This window comes from Bradyrhizobium altum (assembly GCF_020889705.1).
Lineage (GTDB): Bacteria > Pseudomonadota > Alphaproteobacteria > Rhizobiales > Xanthobacteraceae > Bradyrhizobium > Bradyrhizobium altum.
Genome location: NZ_JACMYP010000177.1, coordinates 1 through 19,024, shown reverse-complemented (window position 1 = coordinate 19,024; position 19,024 = coordinate 1). Strand labels below are relative to the sequence as shown.

Below are 19,024 nucleotides of genomic sequence, written 5' to 3'. Positions count from 1 at the left end.
CCGGCGCCGAGGTCGTGCTGGTGACCGGCCCGGTCGAGCTCGGCGATCCCCAGGGCATCTCCGTCATGCGGGTAGAGTCCGCGCGCGACATGCTGCACCGGGTCGAGGCCGCGCTGCCGGTCGACGTCGCGATCTTTGCCGCCGCGGTCGCCGACTGGCGGGTCGCCACCGAAGGCAGCCAGAAGCTGAAAAAGACCTCGGCCGGGATGCCGCCGCTGCAGCTCGTCGAGAACCCCGACATCCTGGCGACGATCTCCAAGCTGAAGGAGAAGCGGCCGCCGCTGGTGATCGGCTTTGCCGCCGAGACCGAGCATCTGATCGAGAACGCCAAGGCGAAGTTCGCGCGCAAGGGCTGCGACTGGATCGTCGCCAACGACGTCTCGCCGGCGACCGGCGTGATGGGCGGCGACCGCAACACCGTTCACCTGCTCTCGCGCGAGGGCAAGGACGTCACCGTCGATTCCTGGCCGGTCATGACCAAGGAAGAAGTCGCGAGCGCGCTGGTGTCGCGCATCGCAAGAGCCGTAGGGACCGCATCGTGAGCGCCACCATCAAGGTCGAAGTCCACCAATTGCCGCATGGCGCAGATCTTCTGCTGCCGATCTATCAGACCGCTGACGCCGCCGGGCTCGATTTGCTGGCCGCGGTGCCACGGTCGGCGCCGCTGCTGCTGCTGCCGGGCCGTTACGAGATGGTTCCGACCGGGCTGACGATCGCGCTGCCGCCGGGCTATGAGGCGCAGGTGCGGCCGCGCTCCGGCCTTGCCGCCAAATACGGCGTCACGGTGCTGAACTCGCCCGGCACGATCGACGCCGACTATCGCGGCGAAATCAATGTGCTCCTGATCAATCACGGCCAGGAGGTGTTTTCGATCCGGCGCGGCGAGCGCATCGCGCAAATGGTGATCGCGCCGGTCACCCGGGCCGAGCTGGTTCCGGTCGACGTGCTGTCGCCGACCGATCGCGGCAATGGCGGCTTCGGCTCGACCGGACGCTAGACGCGACCGGAGAAGTGTGCGGCCGGCTCCGGGAGATCACGCTTCGGGCGCGCTCTCCGCGCGAATACGGAGTCAATTCGCGTAAAATCCACATCAGCCGCCGCATTTTTTCACAGCGGATTCTGCGTTCACGGTCTGGACTCTTACTCGCCGAGTCCGGTTGGGACTATTCTGGATTGATTCGAGCGCGACGGGGGGTCTTCGTCGGGCTGTTGGGTCCTGCTTGGGCATGATCCCCGGAGGACAAACGTTATACGTTTGCCGTGGGGGAACACCGGTCTCCTGTTTTCCGGATCATGCCTTAAGGTTTGTGCGTTCTGGGGCAACATATGTCGGGCGTAGTCGCGGCAATGCGTCGAACCCTGCTGTCATGCACCTCACTGGCGCGCGACGGCATGCTTGGGCTCGCCATCACCGCATTGCTGCCGGCCCGCGCCTCGTTTGCCGCCGAAAGCCTGGTCGCCCAGGCAATGTCGGATCATTTCGGCTTCAATCATCAGGAGGTCGCGGTTCTCGCGACGTCGTTCGCGCTGGTCGGCTTCTCGGCCGTCGCCGCGATCCTTTTGATGCGCACCCGCCTGCGCGCCACAAGGAACGAGGAGCAGCTGCAGTCCGAGATCACGGACCTGCAGGCGCAATCGGACCGGCTGCGCGCGCTGTTGTTCGTCGAACCGCAGGTCCTGATCTCCTGGGCCGCGGGCGACAACCGGCCGCAGATCTCGGGCGACGTCTCGCTGGTGATGTCGCAGGAAAGCGCGCCGCAACGTATCCTCGCCTTCGGAACCTGGCTGCCGCCCGAGCCGGCGCTGCAGATGGACCACGCGGTCGACGCGTTGCGCGAGAAGGGCGAGGCATTCCTGCTCAACCTCTCGACCTCGGCCGGCCGTGCCATCGAGGCGATGGGCCGCGCGATCGGCGGCCAGGCCATCGTGCGGATCCGCGAGCTCGGCGGCCTGCGCCGCGAGCTTGCCGAATCCAACCTGCGCTACAAGACGCTGCAGGAGGAGACCGAGCTGCTGCGCGATTTCGCCGCCGCCGCGCCATGGCCGATCTGGGCCAAGAGCCTCGAGGGCAACCTGCGCTACGCCAACGCGGCCTATGTCCGCGCCACCGAGGGCAAGAGCGTGTCGGACGCGCTGCAGCGCAACCTCGAACTGCTCGAAAGCGACCAGCGCACCGAGCTGACCCGCGCGCTGAACGACAATGCCAATTACGCCGCACGGCTGCCGATCGTGGTCAGCGGCGAGCGGCGGATCTACGACGTCCAGGCGCTCAAGCTCTCCGGCGGCAGCGCCGGCATCGCGATCGACGCCAGCGAAGCCGCAGCGCTGCGCGCGGCGATCGCGCGGATGGTCGACGCGCACCGGCGCACCCTTGACCAATTGTCCTCGGGCGTCGCCGTGTTCGATGCCGACCGGCGGCTCACCTTCTACAACGAATCCTACCGGCGGCTGTGGGGCCTCGACCAGGCCTTCCTCGACAGTAATCCCGACGATTCCAGCGTGCTGGACCGGCTGCGCGCCAACCGCAAGCTGCCCGAGCAGCCGGACTTCCGCGCCTGGAAGGCCAAGCTGCACGAGGCCTATCGCGCGGTCGAATCCGAGACCTACACCTGGTTCCTGCCCGACGGCCGCGCCATCAGCGTCGTCACCACGCCGAACCTCGAGGGCGGCGTCACCTATCTGTTCGACAACGTCACCGAGAGCCTCGACCTCGCGCGCCGCTACGACCGCCTGACGCGGGTGCAGCGCGAGACCCTCGACAATCTCGGCGAAGCGGTCGCGGTGTTCGGCAGCAACGGCCGCGCAGAGCTGTTCAACCCGCCGTTCGCCAAGATGTGGAAGCTGCCGGCCGACGCGCTGCAGGGCGAACCGCACATCGAGGCGGTGGAAGCGCTGTGCCGGCCGCTGTTCGATGACGCGCTGACCTGGCGGACGCTGCGCGAGCAGATCACCGCGATCGAGAACCGCGCCCAGGTCGCGCTCAAGCTGGAGCGCAAGGACGGCAGCGTGCTGAATTGCATGACCATCCCGCTACCCGACGGCAAGACCTTGCTGGCGTTCCAGGACATCACCGACACCGAGAATGTCGAGCGGGCGCTGCGCGAGCGCAACGAGGCGCTGGAAGCCGCCGACCAGATGAAGGTGGATTTCGTCCACCACGTCTCCTACGAGCTGCGCGCGCCGCTCACCACCATCATCGGCTTCGCGCATTTCCTCAGCGATCCCTCGACCGGACCGCTGACGCCGAAGCAGGCCGAATATCTCGACTACGTCACCAAATCGACCAACGCGCTGCTGGCGCTGACCAACAACATTCTCGATCTCGCCACCATCGACGCCGGCGCGATGAAGCTCGAGCTCGGCCCGGTCAATATCGGCCAGGCGATCGAGGCCGCCGCCGAAGGCATCCAGGACCGTCTCGCGACCGACCGCATCACGCTGAAGGTCGATATCGAGCCCAACGTCGGCGCCTTCGTCGGCGACGAGCGGCGCGTGGTGCAGGTGCTCTACAATCTGCTCGCCAACGCGGTCGGCTTCTCGCCGCATGACGCCACCGTCGCGATCAGCGCGCACCGCACCGAGCACAGCGTGGTGTTTTCGGTGACCGACGCCGGTCCCGGCATTCCGGCCGAGATGCGCGACAAGGTCTTCAACTGGTTCGAGAGCCATTCCCACGGCTCGCGGCATCGGGGCGCGGGGCTCGGCCTGTCGCTGGTCCGCTCCTTTGTCGAACTGCATGGCGGACGGGTGCGCGTCGATTCGACCGTAGGCCGCGGCACGACCGTGACCTGCGACTTCCCGATCGACCAGACCGCACATCGCAACGCCGCGGAATGACGGCGACCTCGACATTCTCGGTGGCGCTCGCGAACGAAACCGCGACGGCCGAGCTGATGGCCGACCTCGCGCTCCTGATCGGCGCCGGCGACGTCATCACGCTGTCGGGCGACCTCGGCGCCGGCAAGACTGCGGCCGCTCGCGCACTGATCCGCTACCTCGCCACCGACGAGACGCTCGAAGTGCCGAGCCCGACCTTCACGCTGGCGCAGAGCTACGAGCTGCCGTCGTTTCCGCTGCTTCATGCCGACCTCTATCGCATCAACGATGCCAGCGAACTCGAGGAGATCGGGCTGTCGCCATTGCCCGACGACATCGTGGCGCTGATCGAGTGGCCGGAACGCGCGCCGGACGCCATGCCCACTGATCGCATCGACATCGCGTTCAGCCACCGCCCGGCGCTCGGATCGGCCGCACGCGCGGCCGAAATCACCGGCCATGGCAAGGGCGCGGCGAAGGTTGCGCGGCTCAACGAGCTGCGCCAGTTCCTCGAGCGCGGCGGCTTCCTCAACGCCCGGCGCGAGCGCATGCCGGGCGATGCGTCGACGCGCTCCTATGCGCGACTGCGCAACGACGACGGCAGCGTCATCCTGATGAACTCGCCGCGCCGCCCCGACGGCCCGGCGATCTACAATGGCAGGTCCTACAGCGCAGCGGTGCATCTCGCCGAAGATGTCCGGCCGTTCGTCGCAATCGGAAACGGCCTGCGCAAGCATGGCTTCTCCGCACCCGCGATCCGCCACATCGATCTCGAATCCGGCTTCCTGATCACCGAGGATCTCGGCGCCGAAGGCGTGATCGAGGGCGATCCGCCGCAGCCGATCGCCGAGCGTTACGAGGCCGCCGTCGACATGCTGGCGGCGTTGCATCGCGAGGCGCTGCCGGACACGCTGCCGGTGACATCAGACGAGAGCTACGACATCCCCGTGTTCGATATCGACGCCTGGCTGATCGAGATCGGACTGATGCTGGAATGGTACTTGCCCGACCGCGGCGTGCAGCCGGACGAGGAGCTCCGCACCGAATTCCTCGGGATGTGGCGCGGCCTTCTGCAGAAGCCCGCCGCGGCGCCGCAGACCTGGGTGATCCGCGACTTCCATTCGCCCAACATCATCTGGCTTGCCGAGCGCACCGGCATCCTGCGGGTCGGCGTCATCGACTTCCAGGACGCGCTGCTCGGCCCTGCGGCCTATGACGTGGTGTCGCTATTGCAGGATGCGCGGATCGACGTGCCCGAGCAGCTCGAGCTGTCGCTCTTGACGCGCTACATCAAGGCGCGGCGCGCGACCGACGAGAGCTTCGATCCCGCAGGCTTCGCCGAGCTCTATGCGATCATGTCGGCGCAGCGCAACACCCGTCTGCTCGGCACCTTTGCGCGGCTCAACCGCCGCGACGGCAAGCCACAATATCTGAAGCACCAGCCACGGATCTGGACCTATCTTGAACGGTCGCTGGCCCATCCGGCGCTGGCCACCTTCCGCATCTGGTACACAGCCAACGTCCCTCCTCCGGTACCTTAGTTTACGGGTTGTTAGCCTTGGGTCTCCTAAGGTTGCGGAGGCCGCTTTTCATCCAGGGCGCGGCCGGATCGGGAGCAGGACCACACGATGGGGACGGAACGACGCAAGGGCGATCGTGTCACGTTTGAGCGCGGCATAGCCGCGCACATGATGGGCATTGACGGCACCTGGCGGCGCGACTGCACCATGGAAGACGTGTCGGAGACGGGCGCCAAGCTCTCCGTCGACGGCTCGGTCGAGGGCCTGAACCTGAAGGAGTTTTTTCTGCTGCTGTCGTCCACGGGATTGGCCTATCGCCGCTGCGAGTTGGCGTGGGTCAACGGCGACCAGATCGGCGTCAACTTCCTTAAACAAGGCGACAAGAAGAAGAAAACTGCCAGACGCGGCGCGCAAGCTGCCGACGTCTAGGCCATTTGCCGTCTTACGGCCGTCATGTCCCGTGACTATGGCGTCTGATCGATGCGCTTGCCGAATCGCCGTGATATGATCGGCGCCGAGAGATGATGACCGAGAATATCAGGAAAATGCCCGTCACTCCCCACAAGGCTATGGTGCTCGCTGCGGGCCTCGGCGTGCGCATGCGCCCCCTGACCGACACGATGCCGAAGCCGCTGGTGAGCGTCGCAGGCCAGCCGCTGCTCGACCATGTGCTCGACAAGCTCGCCGGCGCCGGCGTCAGCGAAGCGGTCGTGAACGTGCATTACCTGCCCGACCAGATCATCGAGCACGTCAAGACCCGCAGCCGCCCGCACGTGATCATCTCGGACGAGCGCGACCAGGTGCTCGGCACCGGCGGCGCGGTGGTGAAGGCGCTGCCGCTGCTCGGCGATGCGCCGTTCTTCCATCTCAATGCCGACACGATGTGGATCGACGGCGTGCGCTCCAATCTGGCGCGGCTGGCGGAGACCTTCGATCCCGCGCGGATGGATATTCTGCTGCTGATGGCGCCGACCGCCTCGAGCATCGGCTATAGCGGCCGCGGCGACTATTCGATGTTGCCGGACGGCGCGCTGCGCAAGCGGCGGGAGAACCAGGTGGTGCCGTTCGTCTATGCCGGCGCCGCGATCATGTCGCCTGCGCTGTTCGCCGACGCCCCCGCCGGCGAATTCTCGCTGACCAAGATGTTCGACCGCGTCAACGAGCAGGAACGGCTGTTCGGCCTGCGCCTCGACGGCGTCTGGATGCATGTCGGGACCCCCGACGCGATCCTGGCCGCGGAAGAAGCTTTCCTCGAAAGCGTCGCTTAGAGCGTTTTCGAGCGAAGTGGACGCCGGTTCGCGTGAAGAAAACGCGTCAAAACAAGAACCTAGAGCTTCGGTTCTGATCAATCAGAACCGAAAATGCTCTAGACGACGCTGCCATCAATCATCGCTGTCGATCGCGAGCACTGCAAAACTCGCGAGCCAGTGTTCGCCCATATAGTCGCTGGCAATATGCGGCAGGCCGGCGTCGAGATGGCCTCGCGCGGCATCCTGCAGGATCGGGCGCCGCGCATCGCCTTCCGGCAACGCGCCGGCCAGCGCGCGCCAGCACCATGCCCGGCTGAGATTGAGCCCATCGAGATGCGCCAGCTTGCCATCTGACCGATCGGTGACCGTTGCGGGCCGGAACAGAGTTGCGGGCGCGCGTTGCGCGAGCTGCGGCAGGAAGCGGTCGAACCAGGGCAGGAAGTCGCCCGGCGCGAGCAGCCGGCGCATGCATTCCGCCTCGATCAACGCGGATGACTGGAAATCATCGCCGCTCGGCTCACCCCAGGCGGGGCAATCCTGATCGGCGCCGTACCAGCGCAGCGCCGTCGCGCGTAACAGCGCACTGAGCGCATCGTCCTGCGTCACTGCGGCGTAATCGGCGGCCATGCGAAGCCCGAACGCGGTGTTGAAATGCGTGCCGACCCGCACCGGATAGGTGGCGAGCGGCAGGAAATCGCGGAAGCGCTGCGCGAAAATCCCGGCAAGCGGCGCGATTTGCTCGCGCCATCGCGTTTCGTGGAACAGCGCTAGCTCCGCCGCAAGCTTCAACAGCCAACCCCAGCCGTAAGGCCGCTTGAAGCCGCGCGCAGTCGGGGCCGCGAGATAGGCGCATTCGGCGGCAACCTTCTCCGGAACGAACTGAGCGTCAAACAAGGCGCGGATCTCACTCGCCGCTTCGGATGCCGGATAGCGGCGCAGCAGCCGGGCAAGCATCCAGTAGCTGTGGACGCAGGAGTGCCAGTCGTAGCTGCCGAAGAACACCGGATGCAGTTCGCGCGGCGTGCGTGCGTCCTGCGGCCCCGCCAGCACATGATCCGGCTTGTTCGGATACTCGCGCGTGACATGGCCGAGCGCGATGTGGGCGAAACGGACGGCGAGGTCTTCGATCAGGATCGTCTCGCTCATGACGGGGCTTTCTCCTTTCGCTCGCGCCGAACCAGCATCTCGATCAGGCGCGGCATCATATAGATCGGAAACTGCGTGGCGGCGAAGAACAGTGCTGTCATCGGCGACACCGCCGCGCCCATCGCCGACCAGACCAGTCCGACGTTGCGGTTGCTCAGAATGAGGCCCGTGGTCAACCGCTCGGCCAGCGGACCCGGCGTCAGCAGCGCGCCAAGCGCTTGCAGGGCAAGATTGCAGGCGAAGGCAAGGCCGACAAAGCTCAGCGCGGTGGCCGGGTCCGCTGCGATCTGCGCACGCACTCCGGCCATGGTGGCAATGGCGAACAGCAACAGTGAGGCGAGCACAAGCGCGTCGATGGTGCGCGAATGCCGCACCAATTGTGCAGCAGCCTGACGGCGAAGCAGCAACGCCAGCGCGCCGGCGCCGACGACCAGCAGCGCCAGCCGCACGGCGAGCGCCAGCGGATCGAGCGCAAGATCGGCAAATCCCGCTGCGATCAGCGGAACCGTGATCGGGGCCAGCGCCATCGACAGCAGCGTCACGGCCAATGGAACGGTCGCGTCGAAGCCGAGCATGCGCGCGACTGCCGCCGTGCCGGTCGATGGCGGCGCGCACACCGACAGCACCAGCGCAACGATCAGCTCCGGCCGAAATCCGGCGCCGCGCGCCGCGAAGCCGACCGCAAGCGGACAGGCCAGCATCGCCAGCGTCGGCAACAGCAGCGAGACCAGCGGACGCCCCAGCGCACGCCGGAACGCCGCGCCGTCGACCTGGAGAAAGGTCCCGAGGACCAGGACGAAGATCGCTGCCGCCATCAGCGGGCGCACGCTGTCCGCCAGGGCCGGGAAAGCCAGCCCGGCCAGCACGCCGATGATCAGCAAGGTCGGCCCGCGCGGCATCAGCTTCGCGAATGATCGTCCCAAGTCTGAACGTCTCAAGTCTTTCCGCCTCATCGTCGTGTCAGTCGCGACCGTAGGCTTGTGCAAATCATTGTTGAAATCGATTATTGTTATAAGCATTATTGCCGTGATGAATTTAGCCGCCGTCGATCTCAACCTGCTGGTCGCCTTCGAGGCGTTGATGGAGGAGCGCCACGTCACCCGAGCGGCCGAGCGCATTGGCCTCGCCCAGCCGTCGATGAGCAGCGCGTTGCGGAGGCTGCGCGCGCTGTTTGCGGACGAACTGTTCCTGCGCGCCGGCGCGGGCATGCAGCCGACCGAAAAGGCACTGGCCCTGGCCGGGCCGATCGGAGAGGCGTTACGGCAAATCAGGGGCGCACTGGCGCCCGATCCGGGCTTCGATCCGGCCACCGCGCGAAGGCGCTTCACCATCGCGGCGACCGACTACGGCGACCTCGTTCTGGTGCCGGAACTGAGCCGCTTGTTGCGCATGGAGGCGCCGGGCATCGACCTTGCCGTGCGCCCGCTGACCGACGCGTCGGCGGCCCTGGCGAAGCTCGCGCGCGCCGAACTCGATGCACTGATCGGCGGCCATCTGCCGGACTCGCCCCGCTGCGTCCGGCACCGGCTGTTCGAGGAACGCTTCGTTTGCATCCGCGATGGCGCGCGCGCAAGCCGATCGGAGGCGCTCAGCCTAGAAGATTACGCAACCCTGCCGCACGCGCTGTTCTCCGCGGCCGGCGGCGATGGGCTGCCGAGCGTGATCGACGCGCTGCTGGCGCGCCATCGGCTAAAGCGACGGGTGGCCGTGACGCTGGCGCATGTGGTGGCCGTTCCCTTCGCCGTGGCCGGCACCGATCTGATCGCCACGATGGCCGAGCGCGTCGCCCGCCGCTTCACGCATCTCGCCGAAATTGCCGTCGTGATGCCGCCGATCGACATCCCGGCCTTCGCAATCGACCTGATCCATACAGTCCGCGCGACTGAAGATCCGGCGCTGCGCTGGTTCCTGGATGCCGTCGATCGCTGCGCCGGCCGGCTGCGATAATCAGCGGTGATGGCTGACCCGCAGGGGTGGCTAACGACGGCCGCCGCTCCCTATATTGGCGCCTGATTCGAACCAGGCAGCCCATGCGCGTTTTCAGCGTTCCCGTCTCTGCGCCGTTCCTGCGCACCGTCATTTCGGCGCTGGTCGATGGCCGGCTGGTCGCGGGTTTCGAGGCGCAGAGCGATCCCGCAAAGCTCGCCGGCGCCACGCTCTATCTGCCGACCCGCCGCGCCGGACGGCTGGCGCGCGAAATCTTCCTCGATGTGCTCGATTCCGACGCCGCGGTGCTGCCGCGCATCGTCGCGCTCGGCGAGATCGATGAGGACGAGCTCGCTTTCGCCGACCAGGGCGACGACGTTGGCGGCGCTGCGCCGCTGGAGATCCCGCCAAGGCTCGGCGAGCTCGAGCGCCGGCTGACGCTGGCCCATCTGGTCGCGGCCTGGGCGAAGACGCCGGTGTCGGCGCCGCTGGTGGTCGGCGGCCCGGCCTCGACGCTGCAACTCGCCGGCGACCTGGCGCGGCTGATGGACGACATGGTGACGCGCGGCGTCGACTGGCGCGCGCTCGACCGCCTGGTGCCGGACCAGCTCGACAAATACTGGCAGCATTCGCTCGACTTCCTGCGCATCGCGCGCGATACGTGGCCGAACTACCTCAAGGAGATCGGCCGGATCGAGCCCGCGGCGCGCCGCGATCTCCTGATCGAGGCGGAGGCGGCGCGACTCACGGCGCATCATGCCGGCCCAGTGATCGCGGCCGGTTCGACCGGCTCGATGCCGGCCACCGCAAAATTCCTCCACGCGGTGGCGAAGCTTCCGAACGGCGCCGTGGTGCTGCCTGGACTCGACACCGATCTCGACGAAGATTCCTGGGACACCATCGGCGGCGAACGCGGCGACGACGGCAGGTTCACCACGCCGCCTTCGTCGAACCACCCGCAATTCGCGATGCACGCCTTGCTCGACCGCTTCGGGATCAAGCGCCGCGACGTCGAGAGCCTTGCTCAGCCTGCGCCGCTCGGCCGCGAGGTGCTGGTGTCGGAGACGACGCGGCCGTCGACCGCAACCGCGCAATGGCACGACCGGCTGGAACGGCCCGAGATCGTGGCGCGGATTTCCGCCGGGATGACCAATCTCACGGTGGTCGAAGCCCCCAATCCGGAAATGGAAGCGCTGGCGATCGCGGTCGCGATGCGCGAGGCGCGGCATCTCGGCAAATCGGCTGCGCTGGTGACGCCGGATCGCGCGCTGGCACGCCGCGTGATGGCCTCGCTGACGCGCTGGAAGCTGGAGTTCGACGATTCCGGCGGCGATGCGCTCATGGAAACGCCACCCGGTGTGTTCGCCCGCCTCACCGCAGAGGCTGCGGCCAAAGGGCTGGAACCGCCGACATTGCTCGCGCTGCTCAAGCATCCGCTGTTCCGGCTCGGCGGCGCCCATGGCGCGCTGAAGCGCGCGATCGAGGTGCTGGAGATCGCGCTGCTCCGCGGCACGCGGCCGCAAGCTGCGACCAGCGGCCTCACGCGCGACTTCGCCCGCTTCCGCGCCGAGCTCGTCAAGCTGCATGGCGGCGAGACCTCATCGCTGCACGCCATGGAGCCGCGCGCCCGGCTGCGCGACAACGAGCTCAACCAGGCCCAGGACCTGATCGCCAGATTGCAGGCGGCGCTGGCGCCGCTGGAAGGCATGGCGTCCTCGAAACCATATGACTTCGCCGAGCTGGCCGCGCGTCACCGCGAGGCGCTGATCGCGCTGGCGGCCGACCAGAACGGCGTTGCAATCGTGTTCGAGGAGCGAGCAGGGGCATCGCTTGCGTCCGCCTTCGACGAGCTGCTCGCCAAGCAGCAGCCGAGCGGGTTGATGACACCGCTCGCCGATTATCCCGAGGTGTTCCAGACCGCGTTCGCCGATCGCATGGTGCGGCGGCCGGAATCGGCGCGCGCGCAACTCAACATCTTCGGCCAGCTCGAGGCGCGTCTGACCGAGTCGGATCGCGTCATCCTCGGCGGTCTGGTAGAGGGCGTCTGGCCGCCGGCGCCGCGGATCGATCCGTGGCTGAGCCGACCGATGCGGCACGAGCTCGGGCTCGATCTCCCCGAACGACGCATCGGCCTCTCCGCGCACGACTTTGCCCAGCTGCTCGGCCATGACGAGGTGATCCTCACCCATGCGGCCAAGGTCGGGGGCGCGCCGGCGGTCGCCTCGCGCTTCCTGCATCGGCTCGAAGCGGTGGCGGGCGAGGCGCGCTGGAAGGCGGCGACATCGGCCGGCGAAGCTTTCGTGCAATACGCCGCCGAGCTCGACCGGCCCGATACAGTCCAGCCGATCCCGCAGCCGGAGCCGCGGCCGCCGCGCGAGGCGCGGCCGCTGAAAATGTCGGTCACCGCGATCGAGGACTGGCTGCGCGATCCCTACACGATCTATGCGCGCTACATCCTGAAGCTCGATCCGCTCGATCCGGTCGACATGCCGCTGTCGGCGGCGGATCGCGGCTCCGCAATCCACGAATCGCTCGGCGAGTTCACACAGGTTTATGCCGACGCGCTGCCTGACGACATCAAGAGCGCGCTGCGCGACATCGGGGCCAAGCATTTTGCGCCGCTGATGGAGCGGCCCGAGGCGCGCGCGCTGTGGTGGCCGCGCTTCCAGCGCATCGCGGCGTGGTTTGCCGAATGGGAGCAGGCCCGGCGCGGCAATATCGATTCGATCAAGGCCGAGATCCGCGGCGAGATCGGCATCCCCCTCGACGATGCCAGGACATTCACCCTCTCCGCGCGCGCCGACCGCATCGAGCGGCATGCTGACGGCCGCTTTGCGATCCTCGACTACAAGACCGGCCAGCCGCCGACCGGCAAGCAGGTGCGCATGGGCCTGTCGCCGCAGCTCACGCTGGAAGCCGCGATCCTGCGCGAGGGCGGCTTTGCCGACATTCCGGCGGACTCCTCGGTCGGCGACCTCATCTATGTCAGGCTGAGCGGCAACAATCCTCCGGGCGAGCAGCGTTCGCTGGAGCTGAAGATCAAGACCAACGACACGCCGCAGCCGCCCGATGAAGCCGCCGACAGCGCACGGCACAAGCTGGAAGCCTTGATCCGCGCATTCGACGACGAGCAGCAGGCCTACACCTCGCTGAACCTCTCGATGTGGGCGAACCGTTACGGCGCCTATGACGATCTCGCGCGCATCAAGGAATGGTCCGCCGCCGGCGGCCTGGGGATCGAGGAATGGTGAAGGCTATCAGACCCATCCCGCCTGCGGTGCGCGACGCGCAGGCGCGCGCGTCCGATCCGAAGGCGTCGACCTTCGTGTCGGCCAATGCCGGCTCGGGCAAGACCCACGTGCTGGTCCAGCGCGTCATCCGCCTGCTGCTGTCGGGCGTGCCGCCGGAGAAGATCCTCTGCATCACCTTCACCAAGGCTGCGGCGGCCAACATGGCCGAACGCGTGTTCACGACGCTCGGCCATTGGGTGACGCTCGACGACGCAGCGCTCGATACCGCAATCCGTGAGGCCGGCATCGCACATCCCAGCGCCACGCTGCGGCGCGAGGCACGCAAACTGTTTGCCTGCGCGCTGGAAACGCCCGGCGGGTTGAAGGTCCAGACCATCCACGCGCTGTGCACCCGCCTGCTGCAGCAGTTCCCGTTCGAGGCCAACGTGCCGGCGCGCTTCGCCGTGCTCGACGACCGCGACCAGAACGAGATGATGGAACGCGCCAATCTCGCGGTGTTCCTAGAGGCGTCGCGGATTCCCGACAGTCCCATCGGCCGCGCGCTGCGGACGGCGATGGCAAACGCCGCCGACGTCACCTTCAAGGAGGTGGTCCGTGAGGCCTGCCTCAGCCGCGATCATTTCATGGCCTGGACCGATGCCGCCGGCAACGCCGCGGCCGCCGCCGCGCAGACGTCGGCCGCGCTCGGCGTCTCCTCCGATATTCGCATCGAGGATGTCGAGCGCGAGATCGTCGACGGGCCGAACCTGCCGCGGTCGAGCTGGAAGGACATGGCGACGCTCCTCGACACCAGCAGCAAGGCGGATCAAAAGCAGGCCGAGCGGCTGCGGAGCGCGCTGACCTTTACCGGCGCGGCCCAGGTCGACGAATATCTCGGCGTCTTCCTGACCGATGACCGCGCGCCGCGCGCGTCTGTCGTCACCAACAACTTCATCAAGAAGAATGCCGTCGCAGGCCACCGGTTCGAGGCGGAGGTCGACCGGCTCGGTCCGTTGATCGAGCGGAGGCGTGCCGTGGTCGCGCGCGACCGCACCGAGGCGCTGATTCACATCGCGACCGCGGCGGCCGCGCACTACCGGCGCGAAAAGCTGGAGCGCGGCCTGCTCGACTATGACGATCTGATCGACAAGACGCTGGCGATGCTCGACCGCGTCTCCTCGGGCTGGGTGCATTACAAGCTCGACCGCGGCGTCGATCACGTGCTGATCGACGAGGCGCAGGACACCAGCCCGCGGCAATGGGACATCGTCGCGCACATCATCTCGGAATTCACCTCCGGCGCCGGCGCGCGCGACGGCCTGGTACGCACGGTGTTCGCGGTCGGCGACGAGAAGCAGTCGATCTTCTCGTTCCAGGGCGCAGCACCACGCGAGTTCGACCTGCGGCGGCGCGAGCTGAAACGGCGGTTCGAGGAGGCCGGGCTGAAATTCGATCCGGTGTCGTTCACCTATTCGTTCCGCTCGGGGCCGGTCATCCTGCATTCGGTCGACCATGTGTTCCGCGAGCAGGAGATCTTCCGCAGCATCCATGCGGTCGAGAACGGCTATCCGATCCACAATGCGATGGCCGACGCCGGCCCCAGCCTGATCGAGCTCTGGGATCTCGCGGTCGCCGATGACCGCCAGGACATCGAGGGCTGGCGCGCACCGTTCGACGGCGTCTCGGTGACCAGCCCAGAAGTAAAGCTCGCACGGCGCATCCAGGCCGAGATCAAGCGCCTCGTCTCTAGCGGCACCATGACCGGCAGTGAAGGCGGTCGGCGGCCGCTACGCTATGGCGACATGCTGATCCTGGTGCGGCGGCGCGGCAACGCGTTCGACGCGGTGATCCAGGCGCTGAAGCACGCCAACATCCCGGTCGCCGGCGCCGACCGGCTGAAGCTGACCGAGCACATCGCGATCATCGACCTGATGAACCTCGCCGACGCGCTGCTGCTGCCGCAGGACGACCTCGCGCTCGCGGTGGCGCTGAAGAGCCCGCTGTTCGGCCTCAATGACGACGACCTGTTCAAGCTGGCGTATCAGCGCCGCGGCGCGCTGCGCGAGGCGCTGGCCGCACAGGCGCCGACCGATGAACGCCTTTCAGCCGCGCTGCGCCGCCTCGAACAATGCGAGCGCCGCTTCACCCAGGAGACGCCGTTCGCGTTCTACGCCTGGCTGCTCGGCGGCGATGGCGGACGGGCGCGCATCCTGCGGCGGCTCGGCCACGAGGCCAATGACGCGCTCGATGAATTCCTCGAACTCGCGCTGGGCTATGAGCGCAAGGCGCCGGCCTCGCTGCAGGGCTTTATCGCCTGGCTGCGCGCCGCCGACACCGAGGTGAAGCGCGACATGGAGATTTCGCGCGACGAGGTCCGCGTGATGACCGTGCACGGCGCCAAGGGCCTCGAGGCATCGGTGGTGTTCCTGGTCGACACCACGACCTCGCCGTCGGACACGCAGCGGCTGCGGCTGATCCATCTGCCGCAGGGCAATGCGGCGCCGAACGCGCCCGGCGTCGTGGTGTGGGCGGGCAAGAAGGCCGAGGATCCGCCCAACGTCGCCGACGCGCGCAAGGCGATGCTCGGCGACACCGAGGACGAATATCGCCGCCTGCTCTACGTCGCGATGACCCGTGCGGCCGACCGGCTGATCGTCGGCGGCTGCATGCCCGGCAACATGAACACGGTGCGGAAATCCTCCTGGTACGATCTGATCACCAAGGGGCTTGCCAATTCCGGGCTCAAGCTCGAAGAGCTCGAGACGCCGGCCGGCAAGGTGATGCGCTATTCGCGGCCGGATGACGTCGCCGATCTCACCGGCGCTGCTGCATCAACGGCCGCAGAGCCGATCGCGCTGCCGTCCTGGCTGCGGACCGCGGCCGCACCTGAAGCTTCCGCCGCAGGCGTGCTGCGCCCGTCCGATCCGGCTGATGGCGACAGCCACCCGATACGAACCGGCGAATCGGTGCTGCTGCGCGCCCGTGCCCTGCAACGCGGCACGCTGGTGCATCGCCTGCTGCAATCGTTGCCCGAAATTGCCACTGAGCGACGGCGCGCCGCCGCGCTTGGCTACCTCGCGCGCAATGCCGACGGCTGGAGCGACGAGGAGCAAGCCGCGCTCGCAGACCAGGTGCTGGACTTGATTGCCGATCCGCGTTTCGCCGCCGTGTTCGCGCCCGGCAGCCGCGCGGAGGTCTCGATCGTCGGACGGCTGGAGCGGCCGGGCCAGCAGAAGGCGCTGGTCTCAGGCCAGATCGACCGGCTGGTGGTGACGCCAAACGACGTCCTGATCGTCGATTTCAAGACCAACCACGCCCCGCCGAAGACCGCCGCGGAGGCGCCACGGGGCTATGTCCGGCAACTCGCGCTCTACCGGGCCGTGCTGGCGAAGCTTTATCCCCAGCTGCCCGTCCGGGCGGCGCTGCTTTGGACCGAAACGCCTGAAATCATGGAGATTTCCGCCCCCGCGCTGGACGCCGGGCTGGCATAAGTTCATGACGGCGTGAGCGAGCTTGACCCGGCAAGGGGGCATTCATACGTTTGCCCCATGCTCCCGGGCGCGATTCTCAACCGCCCTTTTGTCTCAACCGAACGAGGTACTCACATGGCCGTTGGCAAGGTTTCTGACGCCGATTTCGAAGCCGAAGTGCTCAAGGCGACCGGGCCGGTGGTCGTCGACTTCTGGGCCGAGTGGTGCGGACCCTGCCGCATGATCGCGCCCGCTCTCGATGAGATTTCCGGCGCGATGGGCGACAAGGTCAAGATCGTGAAGCTCAACGTCGACGAGAGCCCGAAGACCGCGTCGAAGTATGGCGTGATGTCGATCCCGACCCTGATGATCTTCAAGGGCGGCGAGATGGCGTCCCGTCAGGTCGGCGCCGCGCCGAAGGCCAAGCTGCAGCAGTGGATCACCGCTGCGGTCTGATCTGTTTCGAATTAGCTGATTTGTGCAAACGGCCGGCGAGAAGCCGGCCGTTTTGTTTTACCTGATCCAACCCGTCGCCAGCGCCGAGGCGAGCTCGGCCTGGCCATTGCGCCGCGCCAGCGCTGCCATCGCCGCATGATCGTAGGGGATGTGGCGGAAGGTGACGTCCCAGTCGCGACCGACCTGTTCAAGAATCGCGTAGCGCGCATCGGGCGAACCGGCCTCGACGACATGCGGATGCGGCTTGCCGGCGCGATAGCCGGGTGAGCCGACGCTGCCGGGATTGACGATCAGCCGCCCATCGCGAAGCCGCACGGCTCGCGCGGTATGGGTGTGCGCGCACAGGATCAGCGATTGCGTCACGTCGGCCGCCCTCGCCTCAATCGATTCCAGCGTGGACATGCAGACTTCGCCGCACGGCAACACGGTCTCGAGCCAATAGGTTTCGTCATCCTGCGGTGTGGCGTGACAGAGGAAAACCCCGTCGCGATAGACGGCATTCGCCGGCAGCGTGCGCAGCCAGTCGAGATGCCGCGGCTCGAGCTGGGTATAGGTCAGGCGCTCCCAGGAACCCATTTTCTCGTGCGGGCGGTCGATCAGATAGCGGTCGTGGTTGCCGAGCAGATGGACTGCATCGAGCTGCATCAGCACGTCGATGGTCGGCCCGGCGTCGAGCGGCCCGCTCACCATGTCGCCGAGATCGACGATATCGGAAATGCCGTGCGCACGGATGTCCGACAGCACGGCTTCAAGCGCGAGGTGGTTGCCGTGGACGTCGGCGATCGCAGCAAAACGCATGGTGTCTCGTCCTCCCACATGCGCACCGCATCCGGGACGCGGGACCACTTATGCAGGAGGCGTGCCGTTGGCCGCAAGCACGGGACCCGCCAGGTACAGCGAGCCGGTGATCAGGATGCGCGGCGGCACCTCGTAGGCCAGCGTGGCGAGCCGTTGCAGCGCGGCGTCGACGCCGGATAAGATCTCGACGCGCATGCCGAGCGCACGCGCGGCATCGGCGAGTTTGTCCGGCGCCATGCCGTTGTCGCGGCCGGGCACCGGGACCGCGATGATGTGGCGCGTCAGCCCGGCGAAATTGGCGAGGAAGGCATTGGCATCCTTGTTGGCCATCATGCCTGTGATCACGACCAGCGGCCGCGACACGCGCTCCTCGAGATCGCCGAGCGCCGCCGCCGCAACGCGGCCGCCCTCGGCATTGTGCCCGCCGTCGAGCCAGACCTCGGAGCCCTGCGGTCCCTGGCAGACCAGGCTGCCTGAGACCAGCCGCTGCATCCGTGCCGGCCATTCCGCGTTGACGATGCCGGCCTCATAGGCCGCGATGTTGAGCTTGAACGTGTCGATCGCGCGCAAGGTCGCGATCGCGAGGCCCGCATTGTCGAACTGGTGCCGGCCGAACAGTTTTGGCGCGGCGAGATCCATCAAGCCACGTTCGTCCTGATAGACCAGCCGGCCGCGCTCGACGCCGACATGCCATTGCTGGCCGGCCGCATGCAGCGGCGCGCGCATGCGGTTCGCCTCCGCCTCGATCACCGCCATCGCGTCCGGCGACTGCTCGGCAGAGATCACCGGCACCTTGCGCTTGATGATCGCGGCCTTCTCGCCGGCGATCAAAGTCAGTGTATCGCCGAGAAATTCCATGTGATCCATGCTGACCGGCGTAATCACCGAGGCCAGCGGCGTCTCGACCACATTGGTCGAATCGAGCCGGCCACCGAGGCCGACCTCGAGCAGCGTCACGTCGGCCGGATGCTTTGCGAACAGGCAGAACGCGACTGCGGTTTCCATCTCGAAGATGGTGATGGGGTTGCCGGCGTTGATGCGCTCGCAATGCTCGAACGTCGCGCGCAGCTCGTCGTCACCGACGAGCTTGCCGCCGCCCGTGGCACCCAGCCGGTAGCATTCGTTGAGCCGGACCAGATAGGGCGAGGTGAAGACGTGCACGCGCAAGCCGGCGGCTTCGAGGATCGCGCGCAGATAGGCGATCGTCGAACCCTTGCCATTGGTGCCGGCGACATGGATCACCGGCGGCAGCTTGCGCTCGGGATGATCGAGCCGCTCCATCAGGCCGCGCATGCGATCGAGGCTGAGATCGATGCGCTTCGGGTGCAGCGCCGATATCCGCGCGATCAACGCCTCGAACGAGGGTTGCGATGGGGCGGCGCTTGCGGTCACGCGTGCGGCGCGGCCGGCAC

14 protein-coding genes are annotated in these 19,024 nt (G+C 67.2%); 10 read left to right on the top strand and 4 right to left on the bottom strand.

From position 1 onward, the window contains the following. The 6 genes from H8B02_RS32575 to H8B02_RS32550 all read left to right on the top strand — a co-directional run. A partial coding sequence (locus H8B02_RS32575; protein WP_283842274.1) for a phosphopantothenoylcysteine decarboxylase domain-containing protein occupies positions 1-542 on the top strand: 542 nt, incomplete at its 5' end. After that, a complete protein-coding gene (dut, locus tag H8B02_RS32570; protein ID WP_229169973.1) occupies positions 539-997 on the top strand; it encodes a dUTP diphosphatase in 459 nt (152 codons plus the stop codon). The genes H8B02_RS32575 and dut, both read left to right, overlap by 4 nt. Positions 998-1,326: 329 nt before the next feature. Then, positions 1,327-3,837, top strand: coding sequence for a sensor histidine kinase (locus H8B02_RS32565; protein ID WP_229169972.1), 2,511 nt, complete (start codon positions 1,327-1,329; stop codon positions 3,835-3,837). Continuing rightward, positions 3,834-5,357 (top strand): tRNA (adenosine(37)-N6)-threonylcarbamoyltransferase complex ATPase subunit type 1 TsaE, encoded by a 1,524-nt coding sequence (gene tsaE, locus H8B02_RS32560; RefSeq protein ID WP_229169971.1) that lies wholly within the window; start codon positions 3,834-3,836, stop codon positions 5,355-5,357. The genes H8B02_RS32565 and tsaE overlap by 4 nt, the downstream gene beginning before the upstream one ends. An 87-nt stretch (positions 5,358-5,444) precedes the next feature. Then, positions 5,445-5,765, top strand: coding sequence for a PilZ domain-containing protein (locus tag H8B02_RS32555; protein ID WP_092120760.1), 321 nt, complete (start codon positions 5,445-5,447; stop codon positions 5,763-5,765). Positions 5,766-5,881: 116 nt separating this feature from the next. Continuing rightward, complete coding sequence (locus tag H8B02_RS32550) at positions 5,882-6,604, top strand: nucleotidyltransferase family protein (protein ID WP_229169970.1); 723 nt, start codon at positions 5,882-5,884, stop codon at positions 6,602-6,604. 114 nt (positions 6,605-6,718) lie between these two features. Here H8B02_RS32550 and H8B02_RS32545 read toward each other — a convergent pair whose 3' ends face one another. Together H8B02_RS32545 and H8B02_RS32540 are read right to left on the bottom strand one after the other, a co-directional pair. After that, entirely contained in the window at positions 6,719-7,732 is a 1,014-nt protein-coding gene (locus tag H8B02_RS32545) for a DUF2891 domain-containing protein (RefSeq protein WP_229169969.1), read from the bottom strand. After that, positions 7,729-8,631: a bile acid:sodium symporter family protein gene (locus tag H8B02_RS32540; RefSeq protein ID WP_229169968.1), complete on the bottom strand. Its 903-nt coding sequence runs from the start codon at positions 8,629-8,631 to the stop codon at positions 7,729-7,731. The genes H8B02_RS32545 and H8B02_RS32540 overlap by 4 nt, the downstream gene beginning before the upstream one ends. Here H8B02_RS32540 and H8B02_RS32535 point away from each other — a divergent pair. The 4 genes from H8B02_RS32535 to trxA all read left to right on the top strand — a co-directional run bounded on the left by H8B02_RS32535 (position 8,603) and on the right by trxA (position 16,814). Continuing rightward, on the top strand, positions 8,603-9,679 hold the full coding sequence (locus tag H8B02_RS32535) for a LysR family transcriptional regulator (RefSeq protein ID WP_229169967.1): 1,077 nt from the start codon (positions 8,603-8,605) through the stop codon (positions 9,677-9,679). The two genes, H8B02_RS32540 and H8B02_RS32535, sit on opposite strands and share 29 nt — an antisense overlap. Before the next feature lie 83 nt (positions 9,680-9,762). Then, positions 9,763-12,909, top strand: coding sequence for a double-strand break repair protein AddB (gene addB, locus H8B02_RS32530; RefSeq protein WP_229169966.1), 3,147 nt, complete (start codon positions 9,763-9,765; stop codon positions 12,907-12,909). Then, a complete protein-coding gene (gene addA, locus H8B02_RS32525; RefSeq protein WP_229169965.1) occupies positions 12,903-16,379 on the top strand; it encodes a double-strand break repair helicase AddA in 3,477 nt (1,158 codons plus the stop codon). The genes addB and addA overlap by 7 nt, the downstream gene beginning before the upstream one ends. Positions 16,380-16,493: 114 nt before the next feature. Further along, complete coding sequence (gene trxA / locus H8B02_RS32520) at positions 16,494-16,814, top strand: thioredoxin (protein ID WP_016847387.1); 321 nt, start codon at positions 16,494-16,496, stop codon at positions 16,812-16,814. Positions 16,815-16,871: 57 nt separating this feature from the next. Here the strand turns inward: trxA and H8B02_RS32515 are convergent, their stop codons facing one another. Both H8B02_RS32515 and H8B02_RS32510 read right to left on the bottom strand, forming a co-directional pair. Beyond that, a complete protein-coding gene (locus tag H8B02_RS32515) occupies positions 16,872-17,612 on the bottom strand; it encodes a metallophosphoesterase family protein (RefSeq protein ID WP_229169964.1) in 741 nt (246 codons plus the stop codon). A gap of 48 nt (positions 17,613-17,660) precedes the next feature. Beyond that, on the bottom strand, positions 17,661-19,004 hold the full coding sequence (locus H8B02_RS32510; protein WP_229169974.1) for a bifunctional folylpolyglutamate synthase/dihydrofolate synthase: 1,344 nt from the start codon (positions 19,002-19,004) through the stop codon (positions 17,661-17,663). Between the last annotated feature and the right edge of the window lie 20 nt (positions 19,005-19,024).

Coding starts and splice junctions, on each gene's coding strand:
- H8B02_RS32555 (WP_092120760.1), top strand. CDS start 5,445: ATGGGGACGGAACGACGCAAGGGCGATCGTGTCACGTTTGAGCGCGGC.
- H8B02_RS32550 (WP_229169970.1), top strand. CDS start 5,882: ATGCCCGTCACTCCCCACAAGGCTATGGTGCTCGCTGCGGGCCTCGGC.
- tsaE (WP_229169971.1), top strand. CDS start 3,834: ATGACGGCGACCTCGACATTCTCGGTGGCGCTCGCGAACGAAACCGCG.
- H8B02_RS32540 (WP_229169968.1), bottom strand. CDS start 8,631: ATGCCGCGCGGGCCGACCTTGCTGATCATCGGCGTGCTGGCCGGGCTG.
- trxA (WP_016847387.1), top strand. CDS start 16,494: ATGGCCGTTGGCAAGGTTTCTGACGCCGATTTCGAAGCCGAAGTGCTC.
- H8B02_RS32535 (WP_229169967.1), top strand. CDS start 8,603: ATGATCAGCAAGGTCGGCCCGCGCGGCATCAGCTTCGCGAATGATCGT.
- H8B02_RS32515 (WP_229169964.1), bottom strand. CDS start 17,612: ATGCGTTTTGCTGCGATCGCCGACGTCCACGGCAACCACCTCGCGCTT.
- H8B02_RS32545 (WP_229169969.1), bottom strand. CDS start 7,732: ATGAGCGAGACGATCCTGATCGAAGACCTCGCCGTCCGTTTCGCCCAC.
- H8B02_RS32565 (WP_229169972.1), top strand. CDS start 1,327: ATGTCGGGCGTAGTCGCGGCAATGCGTCGAACCCTGCTGTCATGCACC.
- addA (WP_229169965.1), top strand. CDS start 12,903: ATGGTGAAGGCTATCAGACCCATCCCGCCTGCGGTGCGCGACGCGCAG.
- addB (WP_229169966.1), top strand. CDS start 9,763: ATGCGCGTTTTCAGCGTTCCCGTCTCTGCGCCGTTCCTGCGCACCGTC.